We start from the raw sequence: 19762 nt of genomic DNA on the forward strand, positions 1-19762 counted from the left end.
TGTTAAAGCATGAAAAAGGGGCACGTGGCCCCTCCCTAATCTTGTCCCATAGTAGAACCTACGCCGTGTGTCATAAAGTGTTCTCGTAAATAGCTAATGGTTTTTTTCGTCACCCCGAATTCTTCCGCCATTTCCGCGTCAGTTTTGTCGTTTTTCAGGCCTTCAATAAATTTGTCAAAGTCGATCCCCACTTCTTCCGTTTTGGTTACCAAACTGGGCTCGGTAGTCCAGGGTACACGTGCACGCAGGTATTCTTCCACAACTATCACTCCTTATCCGGTGTATATCAGATATTTTGTCCAAAGGAATGACAGTTATGTCTAACAGTTAGTTTTCTTTTTGTATGCTGGCAGTGGCAAAAATTTGCAATTCATCGACAATAATTACCACGTCTGTCTTTAATATATATCTTTTACCGTCACAAGTAAATTCCCTGCCGTCGATAATTCGCGGTATCAATTTATAATTTACATTATTGATTTCCTGATAAAGCAGCGGTTCCAGCAGTTCTTGAATTTTTTTCTTTCCGGCTGATTGAATGCTGGCCGCTTCAAAGCTGGGGATATCATTCAGCTGTTGATCAATGTCCACATTGGCGGTGATATTGGTAATCACCTTTTTCTGCTGCTGTTTATACAAATATTTTTTCATTTCCTCCAAATCGGCCTGCTTGCTTTCTAATTCCTCCCGCAGCAAATGATTGTCGGCCGTCAGTTCTTCAAAATCGCGACTGATGTGTAAACTCATGCCGGCACTGCCGATAATTATTCCCATTAGCAGCGCGGAAATAATCTGCAAGACGGTCTTTTTCAACTTTTGCCACCCACCAGATATAAAATGAGGAAATAGCCCAGCTGCGCGCCGGCAAAGCCGCTAAGCAAATACAGCAGTTGTTTGATTACCGCCTTGATTTCACCTTCAAATATGCCGGATTCCAACACTTCAATGGCGGTAAAGGTGCCGCCGATAGCGGCAACTATTGCCCATATCTTTATTTCACCGGCTAAGCGCAGCATGGTGGTCAGCGGCGGCTGGCGCACTAATACGGCAGATGCGGCACCTATAATTGATGCGCCTAATACCACGCCTAAGGCGGTAAAAAAAATGATGACCATTTTTTGTTCAAAGGTCATCGAAACCCCTCCCCAAGCTGCTTTGTAAAATGTTATTAGCCGGGAAGGGGTTTTATGCGGCTTTAGTATTTGTTTTGGTAATGGATAATTCTCTTTTCCCAGGTGCGTAGAACTACTTCGTCTTCATTTTTATTCAGCAGGTATTTCGGTAAAACCGGCGTTTTGCCGTAACCGTTAGGCGCGTTGATAATGTAGGTGGGTACGGCCAAGCCGGAGGTATAGCCGCGCAGTTTTTCCATAATGGCAATTCCTTCGTCAACGGAGGTAATAAAGTGGCCGGTACCGGTAACTTGTTTAGCATGGAAAATATAGTAGGGTCTTACCCGAATGCGCAGCAACTGTTGATTTAATTTTTTCATTACATGGGGATCGTTGTTTATTCCTTTTAAAAGAACCGCTTGGTTTCCTAAAACCACGCCGGCCTTAACTAACATATCGCAGGCTTTTTTAGCTTCCGGGGTAATTTCTCTGGGGTGGTTAAACTGAGTGTTAATATAGATTGGCGGGTGTTTTTCTAAGACAGCGCACAATTCCGGTGTAATGCGCTGCGGCAAGGTGACAATTGTTCTGGTTCCCAGTCTTTTGATTTCCACATGTTCAATCTTGTCCAGTTCACCCAGTAGCCAATCCAGCATTTTGTCCGACAGCATTAGTGCATCTCCGCCGGTAATTAGCACATCTCTGATTTCCGGGTTTGCGCGGATATAATCCAATGCTTCTTCCAGCATTTCTTTCGGTTTGTGCCGGTCCACTTCACCGATGTTACGGCGGCGTTGACAGTGGCGGCAGTACATCGCACATTGATTGGTCACGTTAATAATTAAACGGTCGGGATAGCGGCGGGTAATGCAGGCAGCCGGAGAGGTAAACTCTTCTCCCATTGGGTCGTCCAGCCCGATTTCATCCTTTAATTCCAACTCTGAGGGTACAGCTTGCATCCAAATCGGGTCTGCCTCATCTGTATAATCCATCAAACTGGCATAATAAGGGGATATTGACCAGCGAAACCTTTCCCCTACTTTGGCAATTTTTTGGGAGGTTTCTTTATCTAAATCAAAAATCGCACTTAGAACTTCCGGTGTCTTTATGCGGTTAGCCATCTGCCATTTCCAGTTAGCCCACTGTTCTTCATCGGCATTAAAGTAGTTGAGTATCCTTTCTTTGCGCTTTTGGATCTGCTCTTGCAAATCAAAGCCCGTGTATATTGTATCCTTATCTTTTAGGTAGTCGCTGATTCTGCTACGAAGCTCAGCAGCACGTTGCAAAGCAATTAATCGCTTGTCCCTTTGGTCTAAGTATTTGCCTGGCACCGAAAATATTGCCATCTACAAATCCCCCCTTAATAGTTTTTTTACCAAAGTTTGTCAATCAAACGAAATAAAAAAACACCTTCCCGCGTGTGAGAAGAAGTGTTTTTAGGCATCACTAACTATAAGTACCCTTTTAGGTACCTTCAGTTTTTCTTCCCACGCTTGCGAAGTTAGCTGACGGGTTAGGGTTGGAAGATAACCCCTCCTTGCTTACAAGGATTCACCCCATTTAATTGGTTCCTCCGCTTCTTAATTAAATAAGAATTCAGCGTTTTTGATAATATTTAGTTATACTTTAAGCAAATGAATTATATCATATTTTTTAGCTAATTACCAGTACTAATTAACAGTATATGTAATTTTTTTGCGCTAATTATAAGTCACACTTAAAAAAAGGAAAGAAAGGCAAGAAAAAAGGGCTTAAAGCCCTCAATATACGGCGTTATACAGTTGTAAAAGGCCGTTATTAATATTATTGTCCGGAAAATGAATAATGCTCAGCGAACAATTATCAAGATACATGCGCCACAGTTTATTTAAGTCTATGCCCATAATACTGCAGATAATTGCTCTGATTGCCGCACCGTGGGAAACAACCAGCACATTTTTATTTGGGTATTGATCAATAATTTTTTGCACCGCCGCCGTTGTTCTTTCCGCCACCTCACTGAATACTTCCCCGCCGGGAATACGCGTGTTTAACGGTTCTTTACGCCACTTTTGCAGTATTTCCCCGTATGAGGCATTGATTTCATCATATGTTAAGCCTTCCCAATGGCCAAAATTGATTTCTCTCAAATTAAGGTCAGTGATTATTTCATCAGCCGGCTTTCCGCTGACAATTTGCGCTGTTTCCAGTGCCCTTTTTAAGTCACTGGCCAGCACCACATCTATCTTTATGTTTTTTAAATACTGAGCCAAGCGGGCCGCTTGCCTGCGCCCCACCTCCGATAAGGGCACATCACTGTGTCCTTGAAACTTTCCGACTGCATTCCAGTTAGTTTCGCCGTGCCTTACTAAGTACAGTCTTAGTCCCATATGTTCCTCCTAAGTTAATTATCTTCATTTACAAATTCAGTTTTTTAGCAGCCAGTGATTTAATTTCAATCGGCAATCCGGCCACCGTAAGATAAACTTCATCGGCAGCCTTGGCGATAATTTGATTGGCCACCCCCGCTACATCACGAAATGCCCGACCGATGCGGTTATCCGGCACTATGCCAAGGCTTACTTCATTAGCCACGATAATTACCGTTGCCTCAACTTCACCGGTTACTTCCGCCAGTCTCTTTACCTCATTGATAATAAAGCTTTCTTTTTTCGCCCACGGAATACTTGATTTCAAACGGTTTTCGTCCAGCAGTAAGTTAGATAACCATAAAGTTAAACAATCTATCAACAAAACATCGGTTTTCGAGCCCCACTCTTTAACGGTATTTACTAAATAAGTAGATTCTTCAATTGTACGCCAATTTTGGGGACGGGCAAAACGATGTATGACAACTCGGCGGAACATTTCATCATCCAGCGTTTCTGCAGTGGCAATATAAGTAACATCTTCACTGATACTGGCGGCCAACTGCTCGGCAAAACTGCTCTTTCCGCTGCGGGCACCGCCGACAATAAATATTAACTTACCTCTACCCATCAGTTTCACCTTCCTGATTTACTTGGTGAGTAGAAAAAACAGTTTGTACCTAAAGTAACTAATTCAAAAGTTCAATATATAAACACAAATTCCTTCTTAATTTGGGAATAATTTTGTTATACAAGCAGAATTATTGTTTTTATTATATAATTAAGTTGTAAACAAAACAGTATTGTGGGAGACATTATGTTTACAACGAGAATAAAACAGTTTATTTCGGCAACTACCGGCAAAATTACTGCTGAAGATAAAAAGTATGTTAACCGATATTTAAATGACGCTGAACAACGGTTATTTTATCAAATGGATATTCCGACACAAAGACATGCGTTAAATGTAAGCTATACCTGCCAAAAGCTGGCAAAGGATTATCCCGAAATAGATGCCGATTTGTTAATTAAAGCCGCCCTGTTGCATGATTGCGGGAAAAAGGCCGGCGAAATTAAAACCATTCATCGGATAATTATTGTTTTGTCACAGGCACTGCTGCCGCCTATCGCCGCTTTTTTAGCTAAAGCCGGTGCTAAGGGTAAATTTCGCAGCCTTGGCAAAGCTTTTTACATCCAAAAAATTCACTGTCGGCGCGGGGCGGCCTTTGCGGAAAATATTGCCGTCGATGAAAAGATTTTATTTTTAATCCGCAACCACCATCAAAAGATTAAAAATCCGCCGGCGGAATTGATATTACTGCAAAAAGCGGATGATTTAAATTGAATAGGGCAGAAAATAAAAAAACCTTGGTTTGGAAATCCAAGGTAAAAAATATGGCAGGTTTTTTTATTATTAACAGTTTTTAACAGAATGTGTATAAATCTGTGGATAAAGTATTAATTGCTGTTTTTTAGTGAAATCTCGGATAATTTAGATTCCAGCTCAACAATCCGTCTGTTCTTATGTAAAATTGACCTGGCATATCGATAGTTTGATTTAGTCAGTTTTTTGTTTTCTCTCTCCAACTTAGATAAAATGCTGTTTTTTTCTCGTTCAATTTTTTCCACTAAATTCATCAGTACACGCCTGCTCAATCTCAATTGATCAACTTTATTTTCTAATTCTTGAATCCGATTCTGCAGGTAGTTGATATACTCAATATATTCTCTTTCGTTCATAACAACGCCCCTTTGCTACCGGCATTTACACAATAGTATATGCGGCAAAACAAAGGAATAGACTTGTTTAGCCTAAGGCATTTTTTATCAGCGTTACTGATTCCATTGGTGCGGTAAATGCCCCCAGGCGATTGCAGGTTTTATGTTTGGCACCGTGATAATCGGAACCTCCGGTGGGAATAAGCCCCATTTCCTTTGTCAGCTTTAAGTAGTACTCGCTTTGCAGCAGTGAGTGGTGCGGGTGCCACACTTCTACCCCCTTTAAGCCCTGTTCGGCAAGTTCCCGCAAAAGCTCAACACTGCCGGCGGCACCCGGATGGACAAATACCGCCACCCCTTTAGCCCGGGAAATTAACTTTATTGCCTCAATTGGGGTTACTTTCTTGCGGGGAACAAAAGCCGGGCAGCCCCGGTCAAGATATTTTTTAAAAGCTTCTTCCCGATTTGACACCAAACCTTTCTGCACCAAAGCATCGGCAATATGGGGGCGACCTACTGAACCTTCGCCGGCAATTTCAATTATTGTCTGCCAGTCGAGCTCAATTCCCATTTGTTTAAGCTTGTCAACAATCAGCTGTCCCCGTGTCACCCGAAAGCGGCGCATCTCCGCCAGCACATGAGTCAACTCCGGGTGTTGAGGCTCGGCAAAATAGCCCAGAATATGAATTTCTTGCTCGTCAGCAAAACAACTTATTTCTACCCCGGCCAGTACTTCTATATTTTTATCCGCCGCCTCATCCTGGGCGAAAAAATATCCGTCAATAATATCATGATCGGTAATGGCTATTGTTTTTAAGCCTAATGCCAGGGCATGATGGACAATTTGCCGCGGTGTTTCCGTGCCGTCCGAAATTGTGGTGTGAATATGTAAATCTGCCGCCAATAGGTTCACTCCTTGTAAACTTTAGTTTTACAACTCATCCGATTACTTCATCCATTACCCGGAGAAAATTACCGCCTAATATACCGGCAATTTCACTGGGCTTAAAGCCGCGTTTAATCAGCCCCTCGGTAATTTTGGGCAAGCCGGAACAATCGCTTATTTCGCAAAGCACGGTGTCTGTGCCGTCAAAGTCACTGCCGATACCGACATGGTGAACTCCTGCCAAATTGGCGATGTGCTCAATGTGATCTAAATATTTTGTTAAGGTCGGCCGGTGATGAGCAATAAATTCCGGCACTAAGGTAACACCAATTACCCCGCCCTTTTCGGCAATGGCCTTAATTTGTTTGTCGGAGAGATTGCGTGGATGTTCACAAAGTGCGGCACAATTGCTGTGGGTAGCAATGATCGGTTGCTCGGATACAGCCACTACATCCCAAAAACCCGCTTCCGCCAGGTGGGATACATCTATTAACATGCCAATTTTGTTCATCTCCTGCACAACTTTCACGCCAAATGACGTTAAACCGCCTTTACTGCGCCTTTCGCCCACACCGTCGGCAATGCTGTTGCGGCCGTTCCAGGTAAGGGTCATACAGCGCACACCCAAACGATAGTATATCGGCAGCATGTATAACTTGCCGCCTAATGCCTCGCCACCTTCAATGGCTAATACGGCCGCTATTTTTCCCTGCTTTACCGTTTGCAATACTTCCTTTATCGAAACCGCTAAACTGATGTGCTGTTGATTGGCGGCACACTGGGCAAAAAATATATTAATTAGTTCCATCGCCCGGGCAATGCCCCGCTCTTCACCGTACTTTGGGTGGATAAAAGCGGCAAAAAACTGTACGTTAACACCGCCGGTTTTTAGCCTGGGCAAGTCGATATGTCCTAATTTTGCTCTATCACCCAAATTCCGTTTTTGTTCCGGCAGTGCAGACAAGGTGTCGCAATGGGCATCAACGACAATTGATTGATCGTGCAGTAATTTGCTCATTAATTCCGCTCCTTTATCGCATCAGTACCATAATATAATAAAACTGCAAATAAAACAAAAACCTGTTCATAAGCACATGAACAGGTTGCTTAGTAACTAATTGATTATCAACTACCTCGGTTCTACAATCAGCTTAATAGCTGTTCTTTCTTCCCCATCAATAATAATGTCAGTAAAAGCAGGTATGCAAATAAGATCGATTCCGCCGGGAGCTACAAAACCTCGCGCTATTGCTACTGCCTTTACTGCTTGATTCAGTGCCCCAGCACCTATAGCCTGTAGCTCTGCACTGCCGTTCTCCCTAAGCACCCCGGCCAGAGCTCCAGCAACAGAATTTGGATTGGACTTTGCTGAAACTTTTAATACATCCATTTTATCAAAGACCTCCCTTAAAGGAAAAATTAATAGAGTTTATAGAATTGCTGATCTATATTTTTATATATTTATATATGTATTTATATTCTATAATTTTAAATTAATTCCTGCTTTTATTTGTTATTTTTTTTACTAAGTCGCTAAGTTGTGGCTTTTTACGGTTAAGGGAAGAATTGATTATTCTATATTAAAAATGCGTTTAATTTCCAGCGCTTCGCCGGTGGTTTCATCAATATCTATAACCACCGCATTAAACTGATAGCTTGTGTTTGCCGTTTCAAAACGCTGTGGCAGGCCGGAAATGAATTTTTGCAAAATAATATCTGTTTTAACGCCAATTACTGAATCTCGCGGGCCGGTCATGCCCACATCGGTGATATAGGCCGTTTTATTGGGCAAAATTCGCTCATCTGCAGTTTGCACATGGGTATGCGTACCCACCACCGCCGATACCCGGCCGTCTAAATGCCAACCCATTGCCACTTTCTCCGAAGTTGCCTCCGCATGAAAGTCAACCAGTATTACCTGGGCTTTATCTTTTATTTCTTCTAATATTTTATCTGCCTCGCGAAAAGGGCAATCCATATCCGGCATAAACACTCTTCCTGACAAGTTAATTACGGCCACACTGACCCGGTTATTGGCGGTATAGATTTGGTAGCCGCATCCCGGTGTGCCCGGCGGGTAATTTGCCGGACGAATAATTCGCTTTTCTGTGGGCAGATAGTTAAATATCTCCTTTTGGTGCCAAACATGATTGCCCATTGTCATCATGTCTATTCCATAAGAGAAAAGCTCGTTGGCAACTGCTTTGGTAATGCCTTTGCCACCGGCGGCATTTTCGCCGTTTGCGACCACGAAGTTCAAATCCAGCTCATCAATCAAACTGGGCAAGCAATCTTTTACGGCACGGCGACCGGCCCGGCCGACTATGTCTCCTATTACTAAAACTCGCAATACCGGTCCTCCTTATTGTATATTATACACCATTACCCGGCCTTCTTCGCGGAAGGCAAAAATGGTTTTATCTTCCTGACACCATTCAGTGTTATTTAATATGCTGTCAATCATATCTTCCTGATACTGCAAATCCTCTTCTTCATAGTGTTGAACATTTTCGGCAATAATTGCCGTGCCCACCGCCTGCTGAAGAGTTTGCACAATTAAAGAAATTTCTTCCTGTACCAGTGTATCCAAGTCTCGTATAATCTCAATCATAATAAACTCCTGGAAATTTATTATTGAAACCACTGCAGTCAGTACAGGGCGTTTTTTCAGTTTATTATATACTTCAATACTGTCTGACAGCAACTTTTTGAGAGTAGACACTTCTTGAGGGCTGATTTGCCTGCTGATTAGAAATTTTAACTTGATTTCATTTTCTGCCGGATTGTATTCCACATTTAATACTTCGGGATAGCGAACTAAAATAGAGGTTACCAGGCTAATACCGTTAATTAAATCTTTACCGTTTTTATAAACCACATTCAACTACAGCCACCACCTAAAAAATACAGTTATATTTTATTGTTAACTTAATAAGTATTCTTTTTTGATATTTTTTCTCCTGCTTATTTGCAACACAATTTTAGCTGTTAAAAATATTCCATTTATGTAAATTAAAAACGACTTCCTTAAGAAGGAAGCCGTTTGTTTTCGATTTTATTTAGCGTATTCTACTACCCGGGTTTCTCTAATAATCGTTACTTTAATTTGCCCAGGGTAATCTAATTCGTTTTCAATCTGCTTAACAATTTCTCTGGCAATTTTTACCGAACCTAAATCATCGACTTTATCCGGCTTAACCATAATGCGAATTTCCCGTCCCGCCTGAATGGCATAAGACTTGTCCACACCTTCAAAAGAGTTAGCAATTTCTTCTAGCTTTTGTAGGCGCTTTATGTATGCCTCTAAGGTCTCGCGTCTGGCACCCGGTCGGGCAGCGGAGACAGCGTCAGCCGCTTGAACCAATACAGCTTCAATGGTTTTTGCCTCTTCATCGCCGTGGTGCGCGGCGATAGCGTGAATGACTTCAGGTGATTCCTTATACTTCTGGCAAAGGTTAACCCCTATGGTGACGTGCGGCCCCTCCACTTCATGGTCTACAGCCTTGCCGATGTCATGAAGCAGCCCGGCACGTTTGGCCAAATGTACGTCTATCCCTAATTCTGCAGCCATTAGCCCGGCCAAGTGGGAAACTTCAATGGAGTGTTTCAGCACGTTTTGTCCGTAGCTGGTACGGAACTTCAGCCGACCTAACAAGCGGATTAATTCCGGATGCAAGCCATGCACACCGGTGTCAAAGCAGGCTTTTTCACCGGCCTCGCGAATTTGGGCATCAACTTCTTTTTGGGCTTTTTCAACCATTTCTTCGATGCGGGCCGGGTGAATCCGCCCATCTAAAATTAGGCGCTCTAATGCAATGCGGGCCACTTCGCGCCGTATCGGATCAAACCCGGACAGAATTACCGCCTCCGGCGTATCATCTATAATTAGATCTATACCGGTTAAAGTTTCAAAAGATCTGATGTTACGCCCTTCTCGCCCGATAATTCTGCCTTTCATTTCATCGTTAGGCAGCGCTACCACGGAAACAGTGGCTTCCGCAACATGGTCGGCCGCACAGCGCTGAATGGCCAGTGAAATAATATCCCTGGCTCTTTTATCCGCTTCTTCTTTGGCCTTTTCTTCGATTTCTTTAATGAGCATTGCTGCATCGTGGCGTATTTCTTTTTCTACATCAGCCAGCAGCTGATTGCGGGCCTCTTCGCTGGTTAATCCGGAAATGCGTTCCAGTTCGGCTATCTGCTGTTGTAGCGTTTTGTTAACTTCATTTCGCAGCTTTTCAAGTTCCTGTTCTTTGCGTTGCAGAGCTTCTTCTTTTTTTTCGTTTTGCTCTGTCTTGCGTTCAAGGATTTCTTCCTTCTGCACCAAACGCCTTTCTAAGCGCTGCAGTTCATTGCGGCGTTCTTTATTCTCCCGTTCCACTTCATTGCGGTATTGGAGAATTTCTTCCTTGGCCTCTAAAATTGCTTCCCGTTTCTTTGCTTCCGCTTGGCGTTTGGCTTCTTGAATAATCTTTTTCGCCTCTTCTTCAGCGGCAGCAATTTTCGCTTCGGCAAAGTTTTTCCGCAGAATATATCCGGCAGCTATACCGATAACAACACCGATTATAGCAGCTAGTATTGTCAAAGCGTCCACTTTCTGTATTCACCTCCTGTACAAATATTTTCTAACCTACAATAAAAAAAAACCGAAAATAAGTTCGGCAGAAAAAAGATGTTTATTTCCTTGTTAAAGAGACATAATAAAACATTATGTCTACTTCAAGGCAAGATAACAATATAATTATTTAAATACAAGTTATTTATAACAAGGAAACCAGAAGTATTAACCTGTAATTTTATTATAAACGCTAAAATAGCGAAAACAATCCTATTTTCTGCCATTTTAAATTGTACAATTTTTTAATATACGTGTCAAGCAGCGTTAAATTAGTTTGAAGTCAGATAATACCTCGCGCACTATATCGTAAGCAAAGCCTCTTCTTTGCAGTAAGCCGGCAACGCTGCGCGCAGATACTTTGCCGCCGCTTTTTATTTTTTTCTCAGCCAGTTTTTTAGCGAGCATAATTTCGGTGTTGCGGTCTAGGGAAGAAATTGCTTCGGCAATAATTTCTTCAGCAATGCCAAAATTTTTAAGCTCCTGTTTAATTAACAGTTTGCCCCGCGGCCGGTTGCCGGTGCGGTATTCTACCCACTGGGCGGCAAAGAGGCCATCGTTAATATAATTATACTCCTTCATTAGGTTGACAACATCATTAATAACCTCATCGGAGTATTTTTTTTGCTTCAGCCTGCTTATCAGTTCACTTTCGCTGCGCATGCGGTAGGTTAAAAGGCGCAGCGCATAGTTTCGCGCTTTGATATATTCTTTATCGTTACTAATGTTCATCACACCCTACGGTTTATTTCGCTAAAAATAAAACCGGGATTTACCCGGTTATTTTTTTCTTATCCTAAATTGTTTTCAGCAGGATTGCCGTTTTCTTCTTCCGGCGGTTGTAGGTTAAGTTTCACCCTTACCTCTTTTTCTATTTTCGCGGCTAATTCCGGATTTTGCCGGAGATATTCTTTAGCATTCTCCCGCCCCTGGCCTAAGCGTTCTTCATTGTAGGAGTACCAGGCACCGCTTTTTTGAATAATACCCAGCTCAACGGCAACGTCAATAATACTGCCTTCGCGGGATATTCCCTCACCGTACATAATGTCAAATTCCGCCTGTTTAAAGGGCGGGGCTACCTTGTTCTTCACTACTTTAGCTTTTGTGCGGTTGCCCACAATATCGGTGCCTTGTTTGATTTGCTCAGACTTGCGCACCTCAATTCTCACAGAGGCGTAAAACTTTAATGCGCGCCCACCCGGAGTTGTTTCCGGATTGCCAAACATCACCCCTACTTTTTCTCTTAACTGGTTGATAAATATAACCGTGGTATTTGATTTGCTGATTACAGCGGTAAGCTTGCGCAGTGCCTTAGACATTAAGCGCGCCTGCAGGCCGACATGGGCATCACCCATCTCACCCTCAATTTCTGCCTGGGGCACCAGTGCCGCTACAGAATCCACAACAATTATATCAACCGCACCGCTTCTTACCAAAGCTTCGCATATTTCTAATGCCTGCTCGCCGGTATCCGGTTGAGAAATAAGCAGATTCTCAATATCAACACCTAAAGCTTGGCAATAGCTCGGATCCAAAGCGTGTTCCGCATCGATAATGGCAGCAATGCCGCCCGCTTTTTGCGCCTCGGCAACGGCATGTAAAGCCAGCGTTGTTTTACCGGACGACTCCGGGCCGAATATCTCCACTATTCTGCCGCGGGGCAGTCCGCCAACTCCTAAGGCTAAGTCCAAAGACAGGCAGCCGGTAGAAATGGTTTCCACTTTAAATTTGGCGTTTGCCTCGCCCAGTTTCATAATTGAGCCTTTGCCAAACTGACGTTCTATATTGGTTAAAGCTAAATCCAAGGCTTTTTGTTTATCTGACAAGAAATTGCCCTCCTTAATATTAAAGGCCGCGCCCTTAACCGGTTTTATTTTAAAAAAAGACCGCACGCACGTTCGCCCTCAGGCTGTAATAATTATAGCCCCGATTTTCGGGGCTTGTCAATAAGTTTATTTATGCTCAAAATAATGACGCACCATTTTTAATGCCGAATTTACCACGCCTTGACGAATGGCCATTCGCCGACCGGGCAGTTTATATTCCCGACAGTACACGTTATCGGGGGTGGCCAGCGCAACGTAGGTTGTGCCGATTGGTTTGTTTTGAAAGGAAATGTGATCAACCACGCCGTTTACCGCCAATCCCAAATCAGCACCCATTATTTCGCGAATTCTTTTCGCCATTTCTATGGTAGTCCAGGCGCTGATGGTGCCGTTGGCTTCAATGTCTTTGGGATCCATCCCCAGCAAGTCTGCCTTTACTTTATTATGTGAGCAAATTATTCCGCCCTTTAAAAAACTGCTGCAGCCGGCAATTTCACAAAGGCGAGCCTGTAATAAACCGGCAGTACAGGCTTCGGCAACCGCCAGCGTCATGTCATGCTCTTTGAGCAGATCAGAGACCACTACTTCGATTATTTCGTCATCAACGGCAAAAATATAATGTTTCAGGCGTTTAGCCACTTCTTCCCGCAGCGGTTTAACCATTTCATCCGCTTCTTCAGTAGTTTTAGCATGAGCACTGATGCGCACATGTACTTCACCCGGCCGGGCAATATAAGAAATTTCCGGGTTGCTAACACCGTCTAAATCGGCTAACATTTCTTGCACGTTGTCTTCTCTGATACCGGTTATCTTAATGGTGGAAAAGCGCGTTACTTCGCCCCGCCCGGGCAAAGATATTAAATACGGGCCTACGTAGCTTTCGTACATTGCTTCCAGTTCCCAGGGCGGACCGGGCAGGATAATGACAATCCGGTCTTTAACTTCGATTATTGCCCCCGGTGCCACGCCACAGGGATTGGGTATTACTTTGGCTCCTTCCGGAAAATATGCCTGTTTTAAGCTGCTGTTTGGGACTTTGTTTTTGCGGCTTTTAAAAAACTCTTTAATTGCCAGCATGGATTCCTCATGTAGCATCATTGGCAGGCCAAGTACTTCGGCAATTGTCTCTTTGGTTAAATCATCAGATGTCGGACCAAGTCCGCCGGTGGTAATGATAATATCCGATCGACCCAGCGCCCTGACAAATATTTCTTTCATGCGCTCCCAGTCGTCTCCCACTGTTGTATGTAAAATTACCTCAATACCAAGATCAGATAATTTGCGGCCTAAATACTGGCCGTGAGTGTTTAATATTTGGCCCATTAAAATTTCTGTCCCAGTAAAAATCAGTTCTGCTTTCATATCAATACCTCATTATAAATAATTTAACTAATTCACGTATAACATTATAACACTTATTATAGATAATTTAACTAATTCACATATAATATTATAGCACTTAAATATGTGAAAAAATTTACTTACTCCTTCTTTAATTTTAGTCTAAAAAAAGAAGGCTGACAAGTAGTCAGCCAAAAAAAAATTAATTTTTTCCTCCAATTATTTCCTGCAGTTCAGGGCCGCTGATTTTTTCCACCTCTAACAACCGATTAACTATACAATTAATTTGTCGCTTTTTGTTTTCCAGGTAAGCGGTTACCCTTTCTTCCTGCTGTTTAAGAATGTTCTTTACTGAACTAAGTCTTTGTTCTGGAGATAGATTTTTCCAGTCTATAATCCCTAATTCGCTTAGCCCGCTTTTAACTATTGTTTCTGCAGCCTGCACGGCTTTTTCAAAGTCATTGCTCGAGCCGGTACTGCGGTTGCCGACAATTAATTCTTCTGCCACCGCACCTGCCAGCAAAATGGCAATTTGATCTTCTAAATGCTCTTTAGTATACAGATAGCTGTCTTCATCTTCGTTGTTTTGGCGCATATAACCTAACGCACTGCCGCGCGGCGTAACCGTTAATGTAGCTACCGAACCGGGGCGCACCATTTCACTGATTAACGCATGACCGGTTTCATGCACCGCCACCCGATACATTTCCTCTTTAGCCGGACGGCGCTGTAGTTTTTCTCCCATAATTACTTTATCTACCGCTTCCTGCAGATGACGGTAGCTTATTTGCGAACAATTTTCCCGCATGGCTAAAATGGCGGCTTCGTTCATTAGGCTTTCTAAATGGGCACCGGAAAAACCAAAAGTTTCTTTGGCAATCACATTTAAATCCACATCCGGAGCCAGGGGTTTATTTTTGGCATGAATATGCAGAATTTCTAAGCGCCCCTGTCGATCCGGCAGTTCTACTTTTACCTGCCGGTCAAAACGCCCCGGGCGCATTAAGGCGCTGTCCAGCATATCCACCCGGTTTGTAGCGGCAATCACTAATATGCGCACTGAATCATCAACTTTCAGCCCGTCCATTTGCACCAACAGTTCATTTAAAGTTTGATCGTATTCCATGTGACTTGTGTTTTGGCCGCGCTTGGCACCTAAAATTTCTACCTCGTCGATAAAAATGATCGCACTTTTTTTGCCCATTTTTTTGGCTTTGTCTCTGGCTGCGTTAAACAGCTTGCGCACCCGGGATGCACCCACACCGGCATACATTTCTACAAAACTGCTGCCGCTGGTTGCTTCAAATACGCTGTCAGTGTAATTGGCAGCAGCCTTGGCAAGCAGGGTTTTTCCCGTCCCCGGCGGGCCGGTGAGCAGAATTCCTTTTAACGGCCGGATACCCAGCTGCTTAATTTTTTCGTGATGAATGATGAAATCAAGGGCCTCGCGCAGTTCTTTTACGGCAGTGCCCTGACCGCCGATATCTTCAAAGGTAATGTTGGTGATATTAGCGCTGTCGCTGACGGTTTCCAGCTTCTTTACCAAGCCTTTGTTTTGGGCGACAAAATAAATTGCCGCACCGAAAAGCGCCAATATAAACAACGGGATAATGTCATAGCCGGCAACAAAGACAAAAATAACCAATGCGGTTGTTAAACCTAAGCTAATTTCTTTCAACACCGGCTACACCTCCGTTGTCGGCAACCTTACCGGTTACCATAAAGTTTTGCCGAGTGATTACTTTTAGCATGTTGTGACCGTCATTCTTCTTAAGCAGCACATATACATGGCTGCGGTCGACGTAAACCTCGGCGTGAATGCTGTTTTGCCCGGCAATAATTTGAATTTGCTCGGCCATTTCAGAGAAATTTCCGCGCATAATTGCTTCTTCTATTAAATATTGACTTTGCCGCCAAACATTTTTGATTTGTTGATCGGGCTTATCTTTAATTTCAATACTGTAAGGCCTATTACCTAATAATTCGGCAATTTCTCGGTTTAAATCCTGATACATTTCGCTAAAATTTAAATCAGTTTGTTGAATATTTAGTTGAACGCTAATGTTAAATTTATCTGCTTGTCTTTCTACCGTAAAGTTTTGCACATATTCTTTCTCTTTAATTAATTCTTCCAGCGGTGTTTCAATATTGTATTTACTATAGGCATACTGCCCGCCAAAGAATAATATCAAACCTACTATAAAAGAAATTATAATAATCGGTATGCTTAACCCATGCCATTTTTTCATTTCGGGCAATCACCCTTTCTAGTCTGTATAAACGCAAAAAAACGCATATAGCACCAATAATTTTAACATAGGTATATACAAATATCATTATGAAACGGTTTCCATGGATAATTGTAGGACCGAAACAGGGGACGCCGTCCCCTGTTTTGTGGAAGCCGGCCCCACACAAAAAAAAGGCTGAAGCACAACAAACTGTGCTTCAGCCTTTTTAATTATGCACTTTAAGAGCACAAGAGTACAGCTGTAAGCGAGATTCTGTTTTAGACAGTCATCTATCTAAGGGGATATTTCCCCTTCCCCGCATAGCGGGGCGCCCCTACCCGCGACTGGCTTAAATAAGCCTTCGCCTATTTGGGTTGCGCACTGGAGGAGTTTACCCTTGCACTCACCGGTCGCCCGGTGACCTAGTTTCTGTGGCACTTTATGGCTACTGGAAACTCTCGCGAGTTTCTTTTGCCGTCGTCAGGTCGCCCTGCCCCAGTTTGCACTGGGCTCCATACTACAGCATATGACATGGCATATGCTGTGTGCGTCTCGACTTTCCTCTACCTGCATAACACAGGCAGCGACTGTCCGCTGTACTCTTGGACTTTTAATTATAACATAATTGGCTGATAAATCAACATCCAATTATTGACATTATCAGCTATATACCGCCTTTGCGCACTGTATGCCAATTTTTTGCAAAATAATCCACACCGGACCAAATTGTAAAAATCACCGCAATAGTCATTGCTATTAAACCCGGATAGGGATAAAAGGGCAGCTGTGGCAGAAACATCACCACAATGGCGATAATTTGGCTTACGGTTTTAAGCTTACCTAATTTACTGGCGGCAATTACCGAACCTTCAGCGGCGGCCACGGCACGCAGGCCGGTAACGGCAAACTCCCGCCCGATAATAATTACCGCTACCCACCCCGACAGCCTTTGCAACTCAACCAAACTAATTAATGCCGCCGTAATTAAAAGTTTATCGGCCAGCGGATCCATTATTTTACCGAAACTGGTAATCATTTTGTTTTTGCGTGCAAAGTAACCGTCCAGTCCGTCGGTACTGGCGGCTAACACAAATACCGCAGCGGCCAGATAGTCTCCGTGAGGAATTTTGATGGAAACTATCAGCAGAAATATCGGTACCAGAAATATTCTGACCATTGTCAATCTGTTCGGCAAATTCATTTATTTCAGAACTCCCGTCAAATCATACTCAGTTGCTGACTTTATTTGTACATTTACTAGTTCTCCGAAGTGCACTTTTCTTCCTGCCTTAAAATAAACTAATCCGTCAACTTCCGGCGCATCTCCCCGGCTGCGACCGACATAAACTCCCGGCTGATCCGAAAGTTCGCCTTCAACCAACACTTCCAGCCTGCGCCCAATTTTCTGTTCGTTAAGTTTTTGCGATATCCTCTGCTGCAGGGCCATGGCCCGATGATAGCGCTCTTCTTTTATTTCCTCGGGAACCTGGTTGGGCATTAATGCAGCCGGGGTGCCTTCTTCTAACGAGTATTTAAACACGCCGACCCGATCAAACTTAATTTCCTGCATAAAATCCAACAGCTGCTGAAAATCTTCTTCTGTCTCCCCGGGAAATCCGACAATAAAAGTTGTTCTTAAGGTTAAATCAGGAATCACCCTGCGCAATTTGGCAATTAAATCTTTAATTTGTTGAATACTGTCGCGGCGGTTCATGCTTTTCAGTATTTTATCTGATGCATGCTGCAGGGGCAAATCTACGTATTGACATATTTTCGGCTCACTTGCCATCACTTCAATTAGCCGGTCATTGAAATGGGTAGGATAACAATATAAAACACGCAGCCAGGCTAAATCAGGAATTTTGCACAGCCGGCCGAGCAGTTCCGCCAGCATGTAATCTTGATAAAGATCGTAGCCGTAGCGGGTGGTGTCCTGGGCCACAAGAATAACTTCTTTCGCCCCTTGCCGCACCAGTTGCTGTACTTCCTGTTCAATAATTTCCATTGGCTTGCTGCGATAGGGCCCGCGAATGGCCGGAATGGCGCAGTAGGCACAGCGGTTGTTGCAGCCTTCGGCAATTTTTACATAAACCGTTTGCCCGGGATTTGACAACACCCGCGGCAGCAGGCGATTAATTTTACCGTCGGGGGCGCAAACTGCATCCACCCGCTCTCCGCTAACGGCCTTTTCCACTACCTCGACTACCCGCTCAATGTTTCCTGTGCCGATAATAGCGTCTATTTCCGGTATTTCCTGCAGCAGCTCGTCTTTATATCTCTGGGCCAGGCAGCCGGTAACCACCAGCTTGCTGCCTTTTTCTTTTTTATAGCGGGCTAACTCTAAAATTGCATCAATAGATTCTTCTTTGGCCGATTCGATAAAACCGCAGGTATTTACCAGCAGTAAATCTGCCTGCATTTCATCGGTAGTTAATTGATAGCCTTTTTCCGCCAAAAGGCCCAGCATGTTTTCCGTATCCACTAAATTTTTGGCACATCCTAAGCTTACTACCGCCACTTTTTTATTTTTTGTCATTAATATACCTCCATAAATACATCGTTTATAAGTATAATGTAGCGCTTATCCCCTGTCAAAATATTTTCTTTGACGATAAAATTTAAAGGACTGCAGCCGGGCAGTCCTTTATGCTATAATGTCAATGGGGTGATTTTATGCACTATTTAATAATGCTGATAATTACAACTTTTGTGATATATATGTTTAAAAAAAAATTATTTCAATTGTTTACCAATGTTGCAGGTAATACAACCTATTATCATAAAAAAGAAGATACACCGATTGATATTACCAATGAATCTATGATTGCCTGCCGCAAATGCGGCAAGTTTCATCAAGGTGACGCTGCTTTTTGTCCCTATTGTGGGGTAAAAATAAATGAAGATTAGCTTTTTTCGGCGGTGAATTCTCTTTCGATTACCTGACCTCCTCCAGCCAGCTTGCCGAGGTTTTCACCGTTAACCTCCACATCTACCGCACCGGCATTGCCCAGTTTAATGTAAATTCTTTCTTCTCCCTGATAGGTTTTCACCTCACCGGGATTGGCAATTCCGCTGAAAGCAGGTTGACCGTCAACATTGATCTCCATCCAGCAGGGGGCATCGTTTACATTTAGCACTAGCTGCACGCCTTCCACAGTTGCCTCGTTATCGTCATTAACATCCGGCTCGGTAATATCAGCCGGATTATTATCTTGCTGTTCTTCCGGCGTCTCTTTGTTTTCATCCTGCTGCACAATATTGGGTTGACGATCGGTGTTAGGTGTCGAATCATTGTTGGTTAAATTTGTAGCCAGCGCTATTACCAGCACTGCCGCAGCGGCTGCCAAAATCCAATTTTTGCCTTTGGATTTTCTCTCCACCCGCCGCCTTCTGACTTGAGTGTTGCTTTCGGTTTCTTCTTCATCCACACCGCCGCTTAGCAAGGCACTGTATTCTTTGTATTGCTGAACCAAATCATTGTCGTCTAAACCTAAATAACGGGCATAATTTCTGATAAAGGCAATGACATATACTTTACCGGGCAGCGCGTCAAATTGTTCATTTTCCAGTGCCTCCAGGTATTTAGAACGTATTTTGGTTGCTTCTTCGGCATCTTGTAAAGTTAAACCCTTTGCCAGTCTTGCATTTCTTAGTTGTTCTCCGATATTCAAGCATTATCACCCC

Annotated in this window: 23 protein-coding genes, 1 other RNA gene and 1 riboswitch; of the genes, 2 read left to right on the plus strand and 22 right to left on the minus strand. The window is 43.3% G+C overall.

Features of this window, described 5'->3' with window-relative positions:
- Positions 1-35: 35 nt before the first annotated feature.
- The 6 genes from ACZ5NG_RS05850 to cobU all read right to left on the minus strand — a co-directional run bounded on the left by ACZ5NG_RS05850 (position 36) and on the right by cobU (position 4091).
- Complete coding sequence (locus ACZ5NG_RS05850; RefSeq protein ID WP_464253048.1) at positions 36-260, minus strand: helix-turn-helix domain-containing protein; 225 nt, start codon at positions 258-260, stop codon at positions 36-38.
- 67 nt (positions 261-327) lie between these two features.
- Entirely contained in the window at positions 328-813 is a 486-nt protein-coding gene (locus ACZ5NG_RS05855; RefSeq protein ID WP_464253049.1) for a hypothetical protein, read from the minus strand.
- Positions 810-1133: a YtrH family sporulation protein gene (locus ACZ5NG_RS05860; RefSeq protein WP_464253050.1), complete on the minus strand. Its 324-nt coding sequence runs from the start codon at positions 1131-1133 to the stop codon at positions 810-812. Before ACZ5NG_RS05860 ends, ACZ5NG_RS05855 begins: the two co-directional genes overlap by 4 nt.
- A 62-nt stretch (positions 1134-1195) precedes the next feature.
- Complete coding sequence (eam, locus tag ACZ5NG_RS05865) at positions 1196-2458, minus strand: glutamate 2,3-aminomutase (RefSeq protein ID WP_464253051.1); 1263 nt, start codon at positions 2456-2458, stop codon at positions 1196-1198.
- A gap of 129 nt (positions 2459-2587) precedes the next feature.
- A riboswitch (cyclic di-AMP (ydaO/yuaA leader) is annotated at positions 2588-2724 on the minus strand.
- Between the two features lie 148 nt (positions 2725-2872).
- Positions 2873-3481: an alpha-ribazole phosphatase gene (gene cobC, locus ACZ5NG_RS05870; RefSeq protein ID WP_464253052.1), complete on the minus strand. Its 609-nt coding sequence runs from the start codon at positions 3479-3481 to the stop codon at positions 2873-2875.
- Positions 3482-3509: 28 nt separating this feature from the next.
- Positions 3510-4091 carry a bifunctional adenosylcobinamide kinase/adenosylcobinamide-phosphate guanylyltransferase gene (gene cobU / locus ACZ5NG_RS05875; protein WP_464253053.1) on the minus strand — a complete coding sequence of 194 codons (582 nt, stop codon included), beginning with the start codon at positions 4089-4091 and terminating at the stop codon, positions 3510-3512.
- 186 nt (positions 4092-4277) lie between these two features.
- On the opposite strand from cobU, the gene ACZ5NG_RS05880 reads away from it, so the two are divergent.
- On the plus strand, positions 4278-4805 hold the full coding sequence (locus ACZ5NG_RS05880) for an HD domain-containing protein (RefSeq protein ID WP_464253054.1): 528 nt from the start codon (positions 4278-4280) through the stop codon (positions 4803-4805).
- A 113-nt stretch (positions 4806-4918) separates the two neighbouring features.
- On the opposite strand, the gene ACZ5NG_RS05885 is transcribed toward ACZ5NG_RS05880, so the two are convergent.
- The 15 genes from ACZ5NG_RS05885 to rimO form a co-directional block, all read right to left on the minus strand.
- Positions 4919-5200: a translation initiation factor 2 gene (locus ACZ5NG_RS05885; protein WP_464253055.1), complete on the minus strand. Its 282-nt coding sequence runs from the start codon at positions 5198-5200 to the stop codon at positions 4919-4921.
- A 67-nt stretch (positions 5201-5267) separates the two neighbouring features.
- Positions 5268-6092: a PHP domain-containing protein gene (locus tag ACZ5NG_RS05890; protein WP_464253056.1), complete on the minus strand. Its 825-nt coding sequence runs from the start codon at positions 6090-6092 to the stop codon at positions 5268-5270.
- A gap of 25 nt (positions 6093-6117) precedes the next feature.
- Entirely contained in the window at positions 6118-7083 is a 966-nt protein-coding gene (locus ACZ5NG_RS05895) for a dipeptidase (RefSeq protein ID WP_464253057.1), read from the minus strand.
- A gap of 111 nt (positions 7084-7194) precedes the next feature.
- On the minus strand, positions 7195-7455 hold the full coding sequence (locus tag ACZ5NG_RS05900) for a stage V sporulation protein S (RefSeq protein WP_464253058.1): 261 nt from the start codon (positions 7453-7455) through the stop codon (positions 7195-7197).
- A 180-nt stretch (positions 7456-7635) separates the two neighbouring features.
- Positions 7636-8415 carry a TIGR00282 family metallophosphoesterase gene (locus ACZ5NG_RS05905; protein WP_464253059.1) on the minus strand — a complete coding sequence of 260 codons (780 nt, stop codon included), beginning with the start codon at positions 8413-8415 and terminating at the stop codon, positions 7636-7638.
- A 12-nt stretch (positions 8416-8427) separates the two neighbouring features.
- The gene (locus ACZ5NG_RS05910; protein WP_464253060.1) at positions 8428-8949 is read right to left on the minus strand and encodes a hypothetical protein; all 522 of its coding nucleotides are present in this window, start codon (positions 8947-8949) and stop codon (positions 8428-8430) included.
- Between the two features lie 171 nt (positions 8950-9120).
- A complete protein-coding gene (rny, locus tag ACZ5NG_RS05915) occupies positions 9121-10617 on the minus strand; it encodes a ribonuclease Y (RefSeq protein WP_464253112.1) in 1497 nt (498 codons plus the stop codon).
- Positions 10618-10947: 330 nt separating this feature from the next.
- Entirely contained in the window at positions 10948-11412 is a 465-nt protein-coding gene (locus tag ACZ5NG_RS05920; protein WP_464253061.1) for a regulatory protein RecX, read from the minus strand.
- A gap of 59 nt (positions 11413-11471) precedes the next feature.
- Entirely contained in the window at positions 11472-12506 is a 1035-nt protein-coding gene (recA, locus tag ACZ5NG_RS05925; RefSeq protein WP_464253062.1) for a recombinase RecA, read from the minus strand.
- A 126-nt stretch (positions 12507-12632) separates the two neighbouring features.
- Entirely contained in the window at positions 12633-13868 is a 1236-nt protein-coding gene (locus tag ACZ5NG_RS05930; protein ID WP_464253063.1) for a competence/damage-inducible protein A, read from the minus strand.
- A gap of 181 nt (positions 13869-14049) precedes the next feature.
- Complete coding sequence (locus tag ACZ5NG_RS05935) at positions 14050-15528, minus strand: AAA family ATPase (protein WP_464253064.1); 1479 nt, start codon at positions 15526-15528, stop codon at positions 14050-14052.
- Positions 15512-16096, minus strand: coding sequence for a hypothetical protein (locus ACZ5NG_RS05940; protein ID WP_464253065.1), 585 nt, complete (start codon positions 16094-16096; stop codon positions 15512-15514). Before ACZ5NG_RS05940 ends, ACZ5NG_RS05935 begins: the two co-directional genes overlap by 17 nt.
- A gap of 239 nt (positions 16097-16335) precedes the next feature.
- Positions 16336-16677: RNase P RNA component class B (gene rnpB, locus ACZ5NG_RS05945), an RNA gene on the minus strand.
- A gap of 65 nt (positions 16678-16742) precedes the next feature.
- Positions 16743-17279: a CDP-diacylglycerol--glycerol-3-phosphate 3-phosphatidyltransferase gene (gene pgsA / locus ACZ5NG_RS05950; protein WP_464253066.1), complete on the minus strand. Its 537-nt coding sequence runs from the start codon at positions 17277-17279 to the stop codon at positions 16743-16745.
- On the minus strand, positions 17280-18614 hold the full coding sequence (gene rimO / locus ACZ5NG_RS05955; protein WP_464253067.1) for a 30S ribosomal protein S12 methylthiotransferase RimO: 1335 nt from the start codon (positions 18612-18614) through the stop codon (positions 17280-17282).
- Positions 18615-18751: 137 nt separating this feature from the next.
- Here rimO and ACZ5NG_RS05960 point away from each other — a divergent pair, with 137 nt between their 5' ends.
- Complete coding sequence (locus ACZ5NG_RS05960; protein WP_464253068.1) at positions 18752-18985, plus strand: zinc ribbon domain-containing protein; 234 nt, start codon at positions 18752-18754, stop codon at positions 18983-18985.
- Here ACZ5NG_RS05960 and ACZ5NG_RS05965 read toward each other — a convergent pair.
- Positions 18982-19749 (minus strand): helix-turn-helix domain-containing protein, encoded by a 768-nt coding sequence (locus ACZ5NG_RS05965; RefSeq protein WP_464253069.1) that lies wholly within the window; start codon positions 19747-19749, stop codon positions 18982-18984. The two genes, ACZ5NG_RS05960 and ACZ5NG_RS05965, sit on opposite strands and share 4 nt — an antisense overlap.
- Positions 19750-19762 lie beyond the last annotated feature (13 nt).

This window comes from Desulfovectis peckii (assembly GCF_055391705.1).